The sequence below is a fragment of the Spirosoma sp. genome (assembly GCF_048594605.1).
Lineage (GTDB): Bacteria > Bacteroidota > Bacteroidia > Cytophagales > Spirosomataceae > Spirosoma.
Map to the genome: position 1 here is coordinate 1 of NZ_JBMDWV010000078.1, position 14,133 is coordinate 14,133.

At 47.1% G+C, this 14,133-nt stretch carries 10 protein-coding genes; 5 read left to right on the top strand and 5 right to left on the bottom strand.

Annotated elements, in window-relative coordinates; genetic code table 11:
- From ACOJS8_RS04540 to ACOJS8_RS04555, 4 genes are all read right to left on the bottom strand, one after another.
- The coding region (locus ACOJS8_RS04540; RefSeq protein ID WP_420147343.1) for a hypothetical protein at positions 1-1,313 on the bottom strand (1,313 nt) is incomplete at its 3' end.
- A gap of 14 nt (positions 1,314-1,327) precedes the next feature.
- Positions 1,328-2,260, bottom strand: coding sequence for a DMT family transporter (locus tag ACOJS8_RS04545; RefSeq protein WP_420147344.1), 933 nt, complete (start codon positions 2,258-2,260; stop codon positions 1,328-1,330).
- Positions 2,261-2,345: 85 nt separating this feature from the next.
- Entirely contained in the window at positions 2,346-3,422 is a 1,077-nt protein-coding gene (locus tag ACOJS8_RS04550) for an LptF/LptG family permease (protein WP_420147345.1), read from the bottom strand.
- Positions 3,423-3,461: 39 nt separating this feature from the next.
- Positions 3,462-4,115, bottom strand: coding sequence for a metal-dependent transcriptional regulator (locus tag ACOJS8_RS04555; RefSeq protein WP_420147346.1), 654 nt, complete (start codon positions 4,113-4,115; stop codon positions 3,462-3,464).
- A 281-nt stretch (positions 4,116-4,396) separates the two neighbouring features.
- Between ACOJS8_RS04555 and ACOJS8_RS04560 the strand changes: the two genes are divergently transcribed.
- On the top strand, positions 4,397-5,731 hold the full coding sequence (locus ACOJS8_RS04560) for an Nramp family divalent metal transporter (protein ID WP_420147347.1): 1,335 nt from the start codon (positions 4,397-4,399) through the stop codon (positions 5,729-5,731).
- Between the two features lie 14 nt (positions 5,732-5,745).
- On the opposite strand, the gene ACOJS8_RS04565 is transcribed toward ACOJS8_RS04560, so the two are convergent.
- Positions 5,746-6,792 carry a helix-turn-helix transcriptional regulator gene (locus tag ACOJS8_RS04565; RefSeq protein ID WP_420147348.1) on the bottom strand — a complete coding sequence of 349 codons (1,047 nt, stop codon included), beginning with the start codon at positions 6,790-6,792 and terminating at the stop codon, positions 5,746-5,748.
- Between the two features lie 114 nt (positions 6,793-6,906).
- On the opposite strand from ACOJS8_RS04565, the gene ACOJS8_RS04570 reads away from it, so the two are divergent.
- From ACOJS8_RS04570 to ACOJS8_RS04585, 4 genes are all read left to right on the top strand, one after another.
- Positions 6,907-8,436, top strand: coding sequence for a TROVE domain-containing protein (locus ACOJS8_RS04570; protein WP_420147349.1), 1,530 nt, complete (start codon positions 6,907-6,909; stop codon positions 8,434-8,436).
- Positions 8,437-9,081: 645 nt separating this feature from the next.
- Positions 9,082-10,536, top strand: a complete 1,455-nt coding sequence (locus ACOJS8_RS04575; protein WP_420147350.1) for a M20 family peptidase — start codon at positions 9,082-9,084, stop codon at positions 10,534-10,536.
- 345 nt (positions 10,537-10,881) lie between these two features.
- A complete protein-coding gene (locus ACOJS8_RS04580) occupies positions 10,882-12,825 on the top strand; it encodes a KUP/HAK/KT family potassium transporter (protein WP_420147351.1) in 1,944 nt (647 codons plus the stop codon).
- A 71-nt stretch (positions 12,826-12,896) separates the two neighbouring features.
- Positions 12,897-13,958, top strand: coding sequence for an NAD-dependent epimerase/dehydratase family protein (locus tag ACOJS8_RS04585; protein ID WP_420147352.1), 1,062 nt, complete (start codon positions 12,897-12,899; stop codon positions 13,956-13,958).
- Positions 13,959-14,133 lie beyond the last annotated feature (175 nt).

Sequence of the window (14,133 nt, forward strand, 5' to 3'; positions counted from 1 at the left end):
GGATAGTTAGGTAAAGGAGTCAGCAAACTTTCCGGATTATTCGAATTGGCCAGTTGCTTATACCGATCCAGCATGGCCCGGTCGTACGTAGCAGCCCGCCCGCTGAGCCAATCGCCGTAAACAACCGGCAGCAAAGTACCGACGGAAGCCAGCCCAATTGCCCAGACAACCGCTACCAGCATGGCCGGACGAAGATAAGGCTGAAAACGTACAGGCTGGATACGATGGCGAAAGGCCACAATCAGCAGCGTTACGTTATAAAGAATTCCCAGCCAGAAAGCCAGGTTAACGAGGTTAATTAACCGGGGGATTGGTGGAATGCCGACTCCGTAGAAGTGTAACGATATCAGAGCCAGTACCGTAGCCGCGCTATATAACATTCCGAGCAGGGGATGAACACGCAGGTAAGGCGGCAAATCTCCAGCACGCTGACGATCTTCCACCAGTTTACAGCCAACCGGCAGATACAACAGCGATAGAGGTAACCAGGGCGTCAGTAATAGCTGCTTTGGTACGTATTCAGCCGCGTAACGTAACGAAGCTATCAACGTGAACGGAATGTTGCTTCCATTCGGATTGCCACCCAGCCGAATGGCATTGCCAGGTGCTTTCATCAGGTAATAACACGATACAACCCCAACGCCCAGCAGAATCAGGATAGCAACGGACAGTTTACGGCGTTGAATCAGTTCGATAAACGCAATAAAGCCCAGCACCGACATGACCAGTACCATCGTCATTTCGCTCGATCCGATAATCGCCGTAACCAGCAAACTTTCTATTAAAAGGTAGCTCCATTGCAACCCAAAACCTCGCCGTTGGTGAGCAATCAGCACAGCCAGCAGAAACAGAAACAACGTACTGGAAAGGCCGTAACTCGCCAATCCGGTGTACCAGTATAAATATTCAGGAATACCTTGTAACGTAGTTATAAATCCAATAAAGAGCCCCATTGCAACACCCCATTTAACGTAGCGATCAACGTAACGATACAGCCACTGGCTGGCCAGCGCGTAACAGCTTCCTACCACTAAACCCAAGAGAATAACTGGATAAATTTTGTAACCGTCATACCACCCAATAATGATCGGATTGGTGTGAACGATGAAATTGTGGAAGTATCGGCCCGTCCAGCCATCGTAATAAAATTGTTGCGCCTGCCAGAATCCGTAGTGAAGAACGGTATTAGCGAAACAGTAATCATCGGTAGGCGAAGGATGATTATATGTTGCCAGAGCAATCAGTGGCACAAGCACTACGATGGCGAAAGTGACCAATAATGCTGTAATAATTCGCGATAAAGGTATAGACATACAATGCAAGGCAATTAAGTCGAGGCTGGCAAACGCGCTTCGGCTTTTGTAAAGCGGCTGTTCAGGAAGGGGTAGGCCAGCACAGCCGCCAGAATAATCAACGTACCGAGATAGAATCCCGATGTCATGTGCTCGTCGTTACCGAAAATCAGAACCGCCAGAAGAATACCATAAACGGGCTCCAGATTAACCGTAAGAACAGCCATGTAGGGCGTGAATTTACGCAACAGCCGAACCCCGACCGAATAAGCGTACACCGTACAGACGAACGCCAGAATCATCAGCCATAACCATTGTATCGGCATCTCAGGAACGTATTGAACCAACGGCCGGGCACCCGTAGAATCAAGCGACTGGGTACCAAACCATAGCAGCAATGCTCCTAAAACAGCCCCCGCCATTTCATAAAATGAGATCACCAAGGCATCGTATCGCTGCGTAAACCGACTGTTAATGATGGTAAAAAGCGAAGCCAGCATCGCCGAGAATACAGCTACCAGCAACCCGACCAGTTTATCAAATTCAAACCGGAAAATGACGTAAAGTCCAGCCATCACGACGCCCCCCAGAATAATCTCGATAAGCCGTACACGCCGACGTAGCACCAGCGGTTCCAGCACACTCGCCCAAAGTGAACTGGTCGCCATACCGGCCAGACAAACCGATACGTTGGCGATTCGGGCCGCCAGGAAGAAAGTTACCCAGTGCAACCCAATTAAAGCGCCGGTAGCCAGCAGTTTCCAGCGATCGGTTGGGGAAACCTGGATGGACTGCTTGCGAAACCAAAGCACAGCCCCCATGCCCAGAACGGCCAGTAACGTACGGAACAGAACCACCGCCGACGAATCCAGCGGTTGAAGTAGTTTACCCAGAATAGCCGTAAACCCCCAAATCACAACGATGAAGTGGAGCTGAAGGTAATCTGTAAGCGAAGGCCGATCTGTCATAGTGATGAACGATAAGTGATGAACGATGAGTGATAAATGTTGCCTGTTGACCGACATTCATCACTCATCGTTCATCACTTATTACTTACCTCGGAATTGTATTATACAACAATACGCCGATGGCTGCAAAAATAGCGTTTGGCAACCAGACTGCCACAATTGGGTTTAAGTTACCGCCTTCCGCAATGCCTTTTGCCAGCATGAAAAACAGCAGATATGCAAAGGCCAGAAAGAAGCCCAGCGCCACCTGCCAGCCGACACCCCGGCGGCTTTTACGAGCCGACATGATTACGCCAATTACCGTTAGGATGATGATAGCAAATGGGCGGGTGTCACGGCTATATTTTTCGAGCAGATACGTCTCTACACCGTCGGAACCGCGACTCTGTAGCAATTCAATATGCTGATTCAGTTCCGGGCGGGTTAGGGTTTCGTACAGGTTAAAATCCGAATCAAAATCACTGGGTTTCAGATTCAACGTAGTATCGATACGTGAACCGGAGGTAAGCGTTTCGCGCAGGCTATCGATGGTCCGTATTTTATAGTCGTAAATAGCCCATTTCTTTTTCTTGGCATCCCATTCAATACGATCGGCAGAGAGTTTTTCCTTGAGTTGGTTCCCTTCAATACGCTCCATCGTGAATTTATAACCCGTGTTGCTCGCATTCGCGTAACTTTCCAGATAGGCGTAGGTTTTGGGTGCAATTTTCAAGTGAACGTTACGTCCGGAGTATGTATAGGCGTCGTTGATGTACTTTATCTCAAATGAAATCCGGGTTTTATTCGCCTTGGGGATAACGTAATTAACCATGAAATATGTAGCCACGGCCAGGACAGACGCCCCCAGTACGTAAGGAAATAACAACCGAATAAAGCTGACGCCACTACTTAAAATGGCAATAATTTCAGTACGGGCCGCCAGTCGTGAGGTCAGGAATACCGTAGCGATAAATACCATCAATGGACTGATGTAGTTAGCCCAATAGGGTACGAAATTGAGATAATAATCCCAGAGAATTTCGTTGCCGGGTGCATTTGTTTTATGAAAATTGTCCACCTTTTCGGTGTAGTCAATCATTACAACAACCAGCACGATTACCAGTACCACAAAGACGTAGGTCTGAAGAAATCGTTTAAGTATATACCAGTCTAATAGTTTCATTCCAGTGTATCGATTTTCAAGAAACCGACACTATCTCATTTAGTTGACTAATAAATTTTTGGCGACTTCGTGACTGACGAATACGATACGTCCGTTTTCAACCTGCACCAGCACCGATTTATCGAACGTGTTAATTTCATTTACCAGCACAGTACAGCCCAGTGTCAGCTTCGAATGATCGAGATGTTGCAGAAACTCGGTTGAATGTTCCAGCACAGCCATTAGACAAACACGTTCGCCTACGCCTACGTCGGATAGCTTCTGGTAGCCGGTTGCGGGCATTTGCCCCGTTGGCGTTGGAATTGGGTCGCCATGCGGATCAAACTGCGGATTGCCCAGATACTTATCCAAACGGGTAACTAATTCTTCCGAACGAATATGCTCCAGTTCTTCAGCAATCTCGTGGACAGCATCCCAGCCGAACCCCAGCTTTTCGACCAGAAAAACTTCCCAGAGCCGATGGCGCCGGATAATCTGCAAGGCTAACCGTTCACCCTCATCCGTCAGACGAACCCCTTGGTATTTCTTATAGTGAATCAGTTGTTTATCAGCCAGTTTACGTAGCATATCGGTAACCGAAGCAGCTTTTGTCGACGTCATTTCTGCTAGCGCATTGGTACTCACTTCCCCCTGCTGCCGGTTGGCCAGATAATAAATCGTCTTCAGATAATTTTCTTCAGTAAACGAATGCATAAGCAACAACGTCCTAATTGGAACGGCAATAGAAGCCAAAACAGTTTGCCGGCAAAGTTAGTTTTTATGTTAAACTTTCTAAAAATTTAGACTAGTCTAAATTTTTATTTCAACAATCCTTATATTTGTTACGTTATATTGCCTGACTGCCTATTGGTTAGCAGGCCACTCAGTAAGAAATTAAGAAGGGGCAATTGAAACTCGCCATATCCTATAGCCAATACTGCTTGAATAGGGTCACGGAAAAGAAATATAAGCAACCTGAACGATACTGGAATTAAATGGAAGCAACAAATACACCGTTAAAAGGCTGGCGACAGGAGAGCGAAACCAAATCCTTATCTGAGGTGCATGGTTCTATTCACGTACCGGCAAATAGTGGTTTCTTCAAAACGTTACGTGCCTACGCCGGTCCTGGCATGATGGTGGCCGTAGGCTATATGGACCCGGGCAACTGGGCTACTGACATTGCAGGCGGAGCACGATTTGGTTATCGGCTCTTATCTGTCATTCTGATTTCCAATCTGTTTGCCATGTTACTTCAGCACTTAGCGCTGAAGCTGGGAATTGCCACTGGCCGCGATTTGGCGCAGGCCTGCCGGGATCATTTCAGTCGGCCCGTAGCTGTGGGTTTGTGGCTTTTAGCCGAAATTGCGATTGCGGCTACCGACCTTGCCGAAGTGATCGGCTCAGCTATTGCGTTGAATTTACTGTTTGGCCTTCCGCTTACGGTTGGTATTTTGATTACAGCCTTAGACGTACTATTGCTGTTGTATTTACAGAACAAAGGATTTCAAACCATCGAACGTATCGTTGCCAGTCTGATTTTCCTCATTATTGGCTGTTTTGGCTACGAATTGCTGGTCTCACGTCCTGCCATTGCCGACGTAGCAGCGGGCCTCCTACCTAGTCCGGAAATTATTACCAATCCGGGTATGCTATACATTGCCATCGGGATTCTGGGCGCTACAGTCATGCCGCACAATCTGTATCTTCACTCAAGCATTGTACAAACCCGCGATTTTGAACGTAATGAAAAAGGACGGGAAACCGCCATCAAGTTCGCTACGATTGACTCGACGGTTTCGTTATTCCTGGCTTTTTTCATTAATGCCGCCATTCTAATTTTATCAGCAGCCGCCTTTCACTTTTCGGGCAATCAGCAGGTAGCGGATATTACCGATGCTCACCGGCTGCTCGACCCAATTCTGGGTGTCAAACTGGCGGGCATTCTGTTTGCAGTCGCTCTTTTGGCATCTGGTCAAAACTCTACGTTAACCGGTACGCTGGCAGGCCAGATTGTCATGGAAGGCTTCATAAATCTCCGTATTCAGCCTTGGTTACGTCGACTTATCACACGTTTGTTAGCTATTATCCCGGCTTTAATTGTAGCTATTCTCTACGGTGAACAAGGCACGAGCGAATTACTGGTTCTCAGTCAGGTGATTCTGTCGTTACAGCTCAGCTTTGCTGTTGTTCCATTGGTGCAATTCACCAGCGACAAAATCAAAATGGGGCGGTTTGTAAACCCAGCCTGGATGAAAGCGCTATCCTGGGTCGTAGCCGTCATTATCATTGCCCTCAACGGCTATCTGCTCTGGGATACAATTGCGTAACGTAACATTAACTATTACTTAGCCTGTGTTACGTTACTAATTTCTGTCTCTTGTTCGTATTGAGCCAGTCCCGTCTGGAGTTTCTGACGAATTCGTTCGCGTAGTCGGGCGGGAGCTAAGACGGTCATCCCATCGCCAAAACCTAAAATCTCACGTTCCAGCTCAAAATTTAGTTGAACGTTCAATGAAATAACGATACCGCCGTTTCGCCGTTCGGTAACTTGCTGGGAGTGGTGCATGGGTTTAGTTTCTACATAGGGCGCGTGTTGCGCATCAACGTAAATCAAAACCTTACAGGGACGTAGCGTTTGGCTAACTGTTACGCCGATTACGTCCTGATAATACGTAGTGGAAATTATGTCCGGGTTAGCGCGATAAGAAACTTCATCAGCGGATTCGATGCTGATGATCCGATCCAATGCTAAGTGCTGCACCTCAGCCTGATTTCCCCGAAGGCCAACCGCAAACCAACGGTTATTGAATTCTTTCAGCCACCAGACGTGAAACCCAAATCGAGCCGGCAAATGTGCTTTAAAGGATTGATACGTTATATGGATAGCCTTCTGCTGCACAATCGTCTGATAAAGAGCATCGAGGTGAACCAATCCTTTCAGATTGTCATTCCGCTCGAAGTCAATGATTGTTCGCTGGTTTGTGGTGGCCGAATAAATGTGCGCTTCGAGTTTTTGAACAACGCTGCTTAACTGCTCGAAATGCGAAAATCCTTTGAACTGTTTGAGCACTTCTACCGCTTCGCTGATACGACCTAAATCCTGACCCGTCAGTGGAATTTGCGTAATGCTATAGGCTGGGTCAGCATAGGCGTAATACTTTTTATCGATTACAATGATCGGCGCATTGTAGCCAAGCTTATCACTTCGCATCATTTGCAAATCAGCCTGAATTGTCCGTCGACTGATCCCTTTATCGATTCCTTCGTATTCATATAAAGCTTCTGAAACGGCTTCGATAAGCGCGTCCAGTGACCATTGTCGATACCTGTTGGTGAGGCAATTATCAATAGCTCTGTACCGAATCAGGGCGTTACGGTTGGTTGGCATAATAATCGACAGCAAAAATTTCTCAAAAAAACTGAAAATTTTTTCAACTACGCAAAAAGACTGCGCAGGTACCCAAAACCTTTGTATCGTCAAGTTTATCAGACACCGACGATCATGAAATTCAACATCTTCAACCGCAACGTAACGAAAACCGTCAACCATGAAGGCGCTAAAGCGTATACACTGGCGCCAGAGATGGAGTTGTATGCTGCGGTGGTCACGACTATGCTGAACGATTCTTCTTACGAGAAAGCAGACCAACGGCTGGCTCGAATTCAGGAATTAGTTGACAAAGTTGATCCAGTCTTCGTGGCCAAATTGGCGGTGTATGTTCGGGAGCAACTTTATCTGCGCTCAGCACCAGTTGTGTTGCTGGGTGAACTGGCCAAAGTGCATAATGGCGATGGTTTAGTTGGGAAAGCCGTTGGTCGGACGGTGCAGCGCCCGGATGAGATTACCGAACTTCTTGCCTACTACCAGTTGACGAACCAACGGACGGCAGCCAAGAAACTCAACCGGATCTCGAAACAGATGCAGAAAGGTTTATCCGTCGCTTTCAATAAATTTGATGAATACCAGTTTGCCAAATACAACCGGGATACAGCAGTCAAACTCCGGGATGCTTTGTTTCTGGTTCACCCGAAAGCAAAAGACGAAGCTCAGCAGACTCTTTTCAATAAAATTGTGACTGGTACATTAGAAACGCCTTACACTTGGGAAACTGAGTTAAGCGCGCTGGGCCAGAATGCATTTGCCACCGAACTCGAAAAGCGGGCCGCCGTACGGGCAAAGTGGAAAGAGCTGATCGATAGCGGACGTCTGGGCTACATGGCTGCGTTACGTAACCTCCGCAATATACTTGAAGCGGGTGTCAGCGGTGTGCATATAGAAAAAGTCTGCACGTTGCTGGCTAACGAAAAAGCGGTTCGAAATGCCAAACAAATGCCCTTCCGGTTTTTATCGGCTTACCGCGAGTTAAAGACATTGTCGTTCGGACACGTACCAATGCTGCTCGAAGCGCTCGAAGATGCTGTTTACGCAAGCGTAGCAAATCTTCGTGGTTTCGACTACTCCACAAGCGTGGTTGTTGCCTGCGACGTATCAGGCTCGATGCGCCAGGCCGTTTCGCCAAAAAGTAAAGTGATGTTGTACGACATTGGTTTGTTGTTAGGTATGCTCCTACAGGCAAAATGCCGGAACGTACTGAGTGGTATGTTTGGTGATCGCTGGAAAACCGTTACGTTGCCATCTCGACACGTACTGGCAAACGTCGACGAATTTTATCGGCGCGAAGGGGAAGTCGGCTATTCTACCAACGGTTATCTGGTAATTGACGACCTGATCAAACAACGCTACAAAGCCGATAAGGTGATGCTGTTTACAGATACACAATTGTGGGACAGCCGCACCGCCAACCATAGCCAGTCGAATACGTTATCGGCCAAATGGACGATGTACAAAACATTGTTTCCAGACGCGAGACTGTATTTATTCGATTTGGCCGGTTACGGAAACGTTCCGCTACGTATTGAACCAAACGATGTTTACCTGATAGCGGGTTGGTCTGATAAGGTTTTTGATGTATTGCAGGCTCTTGAAGAAGGGCAAACGACGCTGAGCACAATTGAACAAATTGTACTCTAAGAAATGTGCCACGGGCGAAAGTCCGTGGCCCAAAAAACAGGATGTCGTAGGAGTGGGTTACTTCGCTCCAGAAGGGGAGGAATGGCGGGATTTCTATAAGGAATGAGGTCATCCGGTTCGATTCCGGCAAGCGTTGCCCCGTTCTCACTCCGCTTGTTACTCCTGTTTTGCTTTCGTGCAAGTGCCGTAGATAAGAGTTACTTCGCCTGTCACGCGGGATGTCGCCGGTTCGAATCCGGCCATCGGGAGGGAGTTTCCGGTGTAGCTCAGGGGTAGAGCACCATGCTCTTTTCGCTTGTTGCCTTGCTATTTTTAGAAACATCGAAACCGGTGTCGTAGAACAGAATTACTTCGTTAGGGATCTGGAGGTTGGTGGTGAAAATCCATCTCACTGATTTATCAGTGGTAGCTTAATACAGAAAGCACCAGAAAGAAGTCTGTTCAACTGTTACCCGGTTTTGGTGTTTTCATCATGTTAAATAGGACGAATGCTAGTTTGCCCAATGTTTGAGGGTCATTTTAATTAGTCAGTATTTCGTTTTTAACAAATATTGGCGTTTTTGGGTCAGCGTATGAAAAGCAGCGATGACAACTTACCGGTCGTCTTCCTGATTGTTCATTTCACTACGTATTCTGACCTACTCTATGCGATTAATTTTACGAATCATTGCTGCTTTACTGGTCCTGCTGATTCTTGTTTTACTGGTCAATACGTTCCGGCTGAAGTCGCACCAATTAACCGACGTATCACCAGCTTCACCCATTGAAGTTCCTGATTCGGCCATTCAGCATCTGGCCGGAGCCATCCGCATTCCGACCGTTTCGTATACCGACTATGCTCTGACAGACACGACTCAGTTCGACAAATTCCTGACCTACATCCGTACTACGTTCCCGCTCGTTCATCAGCGTCTCAAACACGAGACCTTCAATCAGTACGGCTTATTGTACGAATGGAAAGGAAGTAATCCGGCCCTAAAGCCCATATTGCTGATGGGTCATTACGACGTCGTCCCAGTAATTCAGGGAACGCAGCGCATGTGGAAACGTCCGCCTTTCGATGGTCTGATTGAAGGAGGTTACCTATACGGTCGCGGTACGCTCGACGACAAGATGAGTGTAATTGGTCTGCTCGAATCGGCTGAGTATTTGCTACGTACCAATTTTCAGCCGGAGCGAACCGTGTTTCTGGCTTTTGGCCAAGATGAGGAAACGTCGGGCCAACGGGGTGCTCAAACCATTGCTGCCGCCTTAAAACAGCGAAACGTAACGCTGGAATACGTACTGGACGAAGGTGGAATTATTAAAACCGATGGAGTTTCAGGTTTGAAAAAATCGGTTGCGTTGATTGGAATTACTGAAAAAGGGTATTTAAGTCTTGAACTCACAGCTATCGGTAAAGGAGGGCATTCATCAATGCCCCCTGTGCAAACCAGTATTGGGATGGTTGCCGAAGCGGTTAGTAAGTTGGAACGGAATCCTTTTCCGGCCCGGCTGGATGGCGGGGTTGATCGTCTGCTGGATTATTTAGCTTCGGAGGTTTCGTTCGGGCAACGTATTGCCCTGACCAATCGCTGGCTGTTTGGTCCGCTTATTAAGCAGCAGATGGCCCAGACAAAGTCGACCAACGCATCGATACGTACCACCACGGCCCCCACAATTTTTCGCGCAGGTGCCAAAGACAACGTATTACCGATTGATGCAACTGCTACCGTCAATTTTCGTCTGCTACCCGGCGATACCGTCGAAGGGGTTATTGAGCGAGTAAAGGACGTGATTGAAAACGACAGTATTCAGGTGACGGTTTTGGGCAAAGGCAATAATCCATCTGTCGTTTCAGACCCAGAGAGTCCTTCGTTTTTAAAAATTCATCAAACAATCAGAAGTATTTTTCCCGAAGTAATCGTTGCGCCTTACGTAATGCTGGGGGCTACTGACTCTAAATACTATTCGGCTCTGACTTCTGCCATTTATCGTTTCTCGCCCGTTCCGCTCAATGATGCCGAGACCCAGGGTATTCACGGAACAAACGAACGGATCCGTGTCAAAGATTATCAGAATATGATCCGATTCTACGTAGCGCTAATAAAAAACAACTAACAATAACTTGTTAATCAATAACTTACGCAAATCTCTTTTTCACTAAAAAACATACTAAAAGTCTACTACTGATATAGCTTTTATAAAGAGATGGCTCGTTCATGTGAACGAGCCATCTACCAACACACCTAATTAAACAAAACGTCAGCCGATATGAGTAGCGGCACTAATATGTACGATAGATAAGCGCATCTGGTTTTCGTCCTATACCGGTTGATATCAAGCTGTTTCGGAGCTTTACAGTACGTATCAACTTTCGGTTAATGCAGCGTTAATGAATCTAAACATCGGTTATCTTTGCCCCGTTTTGACCCCGTCTAAAACGACAAGGCGCAAGCCTATTTTATGGAAGATAAAAAACATTTAGACACCGTATCAGCCGCCGGGCTGCTGGTGGCAATGGGTATCATCTACGGCGACATTGGTACGTCGCCCCTGTACGTTCTACGTTCGATTGTAGGAACTACGGAGCCGATTCAGGCTAGTGCCGTTCGAGGAGCTCTTTCCTGTATTTTCTGGACTGTTACGCTACAAACCACTGTCAAATATGTAATCCTGATCTTACGGGCCGACAACCGGGGAGAGGGAGGGATTTTCGCGCTGTATGCTTTAGTTCGGCGGCACGCCAAATGGCTTACAATACCGGCCATCGTTGGAGGAAGCGCTCTGCTGGCGGATAGTATCATTACGCCCCCAATTTCGGTTTCGTCGGCGGTCGAGGGATTACGGATACTTTATCCACACATTCCGACTGTCCCGATTGTACTGGGTATCCTGGCTTTCCTGTTCCTGATACAAACATTTGGGACGAGCGTCGTCGGTACTGCCTTTGGCCCCATTATGCTGGTCTGGTTTACAATGCTGGGAACATTAGGGATCATTCATATCATCGATGACCTGACGATCTTGTCGGCGGTCAATCCGATGTATGCCTATGATTTTCTAACTGGCTATCCGGGGGCTTTCTGGCTGTTAGGCGCTGTTTTCCTCTCGACAACAGGTGCGGAAGCTCTTTACTCCGACATGGGTCACTGCGGCCGGGCCAACATTCGGGTTAGCTGGGTTTATGTAAAAGCCTGCCTGATGCTGAATTACTTTGGTCAGGGCGCTTTCGTTGAAAGTCTTGTGGGGCAACCGCTTGGCGATCAAAATCCGTTCTATGCCCTTATGCCTGAGTGGTTTTTGATCATCGGCATATGCGTTGCCACGGCGGCTACGGTCATTGCAAGCCAGGCTATGCTAACGGGTGCCTACACGCTGATTAGCGAAGCTATCCGACTTAACTTCTGGCCTAAAGTTCGCTTACGCTACCCCTCCAATCAAAAAGGGCAGCTTTACGTTCCGAGTATCAACTGGTTGCTCTTTGCCGGTTGTATTGGTGTCGTTCTTTATTTCCAGGAATCGTCGCGAATGGAAGCGGCCTACGGGCTGGCGATTACGCTGACGATGATGATGAGTACGATTCTGTTCAGCTACTATATGTACTCTCATAAGTACAATGCCTGGTTGGTTGTGGTTTTTCTTGTGTTCTATTTGGCCTTAGAAAGTTGCTTTTTGATTGCCAACTTAGCCAAATTTACCCACGGTGGCTGGGTTTCGATCCTGATAGCAGGTGTGATGGCTTTTGTAATGATCATCTGGCTAAAAGCGTTCCAGATCAAACTACGCCTGACCGAATATGTCCGAATTGATCAATACACCCAGGCCATCAAAGAACTTAGCCGCGACATCAGTATTCCAAAATATGCCACGCATATTGTGTTTATGAGCAATGCCGCCCGGCAGTCGGAAATTGAGTCGAAAATTATTTATTCAATCTTTCAGAAACGTCCGAAACGCGCTGACATTTACTGGTTTGTTCACGTCGACACGACGGATGACCCCTACACGATGGAGTATAAAGTGAACACCATTGCCCCTGACGATGCTTATAAAGTAACATTTAAACTGGGTTTCCGCGTTGAGCAACGTATTAACCTGTTCTTCCGTAAAGTGATCGAAGATATGGTGCGAAACAAAGAGGTAGATATTACAAGCCGCTATGAATCGCTCAGCCGCCAAAATGTCATTGGTGATTTTCGCTTTGTTGTACTTGAAAAATTTCTTTCATACGAGAACGAACTTCCAAGCAGCGAGCGATTTATCATGAGCATTTACTTTAGTATTAAAAGCTTTACCACTCCCGAAGACCGCTGGTTTGGTTTGGATAGCAGCTCGGTTAAAGTTGAAAAAGTACCCCTGGTTATTCGCCCTGTCGAAAACGTTAAATTGAAGCGTATCACAACCTAATTTTGATGATTGAGTGATTGAATAGCTACCGCAAATCTTATTCAGTCACTCAATCATTCAATCATTTGCTTATGAAAATTCTTATCACTGGCGGAGCCGGATTTGTTGGCTCATCGCTGGCTATTTCGCTGAAACAGCAGTATCCACACTATCAGATTTTTGCCCTCGATAATCTTAAACGTCGGGGCTCCGAATTAAGCCTGGCCCGACTGAAAGCCGCCGGTATCGAATTTCTACACGGCGATATACGTAACAAAGAAGATTTCGATGCGCTGCCTGGCGTCGATACGGTCATTGAGGCTTCGGCTGAACCGTCTGTTTTGGCAGGTCTGGACGGTACGCCCGATTACCTGATCAACACGAATCTGTTTGGTACAGTCAACTGCCTGAATTATGCGCTGAAACATAAGGCAAATTTTATTTTCCTGTCGACCAGCCGCGTTTATCCGATCAAAACGATTGAAACCCTGAATTTTGAGGAAGCCGATACGCGGTTTGTGCTCACCGATGATCAACCCGTTCCGGGCGTATCGTCGCGAGGTATTGCCGAAAATTTTCCGCTCGATGGCGCCCGGTCACTCTATGGCACAACCAAACTGGCTTCCGAACTGCTCATTCAGGAGTACAATGAGTTTTATGGTTTGAAGACAGTTATTAATCGTTGTGGCGTCATTACGGGTCCGTGGCAGATGGGCAAAGTCGATCAGGGCGTAATGGTGTTGTGGATCGCCAAACATTATTTTGAACAGCAACTCGCTTACATTGGCTACGGCGGTACGGGCAAACAAACCCGCGACATGCTCCACATTGCTGATCTCTACCAACTGATTGACTGGGAATTGCACAATCTGGATAAAGTAAATGGCGAAATTCTGAATGCCGGGGGTGGTGTCGAAAGCAGTGCGTCGTTGCAGGAACTGACCCAAATCTGTCAGGATGTAACGGGCAAAACCATTCCAATCAAACAGGTTACTGAAAACCGGGCCGCCGACATTCGACTGTATATTACTGACAATACGAACGTAACGAACCTGACGGGCTGGAAACCAAAGCTTGGTATTCGTGAAATTGTAACAGATATTCATGCCTGGCTGAACGAAAACCGGGCCGCCCTGGAACCTATTCTGAAATAGTTTCGAGTCAAACGCATTCAGGTAACGTAGTGAACCCCCATCCAGATTCGTTACGATTTGTATGGGGGTTCACTACGTTCAGTCCAGTATATCCAGAAAATCATTCAGTAAAAAATCAACAGGTCGCGACAATAAACTAGCGTATAGATTTGGTGGACTACTAAGGATTGGTAAT

Coding starts and splice junctions, on each gene's coding strand:
- ACOJS8_RS04575 (WP_420147350.1), top strand. CDS start 9,082: ATGCGATTAATTTTACGAATCATTGCTGCTTTACTGGTCCTGCTGATT.
- ACOJS8_RS04555 (WP_420147346.1), bottom strand. CDS start 4,115: ATGCATTCGTTTACTGAAGAAAATTATCTGAAGACGATTTATTATCTG.
- ACOJS8_RS04565 (WP_420147348.1), bottom strand. CDS start 6,792: ATGCCAACCAACCGTAACGCCCTGATTCGGTACAGAGCTATTGATAAT.
- ACOJS8_RS04585 (WP_420147352.1), top strand. CDS start 12,897: ATGAAAATTCTTATCACTGGCGGAGCCGGATTTGTTGGCTCATCGCTG.
- ACOJS8_RS04560 (WP_420147347.1), top strand. CDS start 4,397: ATGGAAGCAACAAATACACCGTTAAAAGGCTGGCGACAGGAGAGCGAA.
- ACOJS8_RS04580 (WP_420147351.1), top strand. CDS start 10,882: ATGGAAGATAAAAAACATTTAGACACCGTATCAGCCGCCGGGCTGCTG.
- ACOJS8_RS04570 (WP_420147349.1), top strand. CDS start 6,907: ATGAAATTCAACATCTTCAACCGCAACGTAACGAAAACCGTCAACCAT.
- ACOJS8_RS04550 (WP_420147345.1), bottom strand. CDS start 3,422: ATGAAACTATTAGACTGGTATATACTTAAACGATTTCTTCAGACCTAC.
- ACOJS8_RS04545 (WP_420147344.1), bottom strand. CDS start 2,260: ATGACAGATCGGCCTTCGCTTACAGATTACCTTCAGCTCCACTTCATC.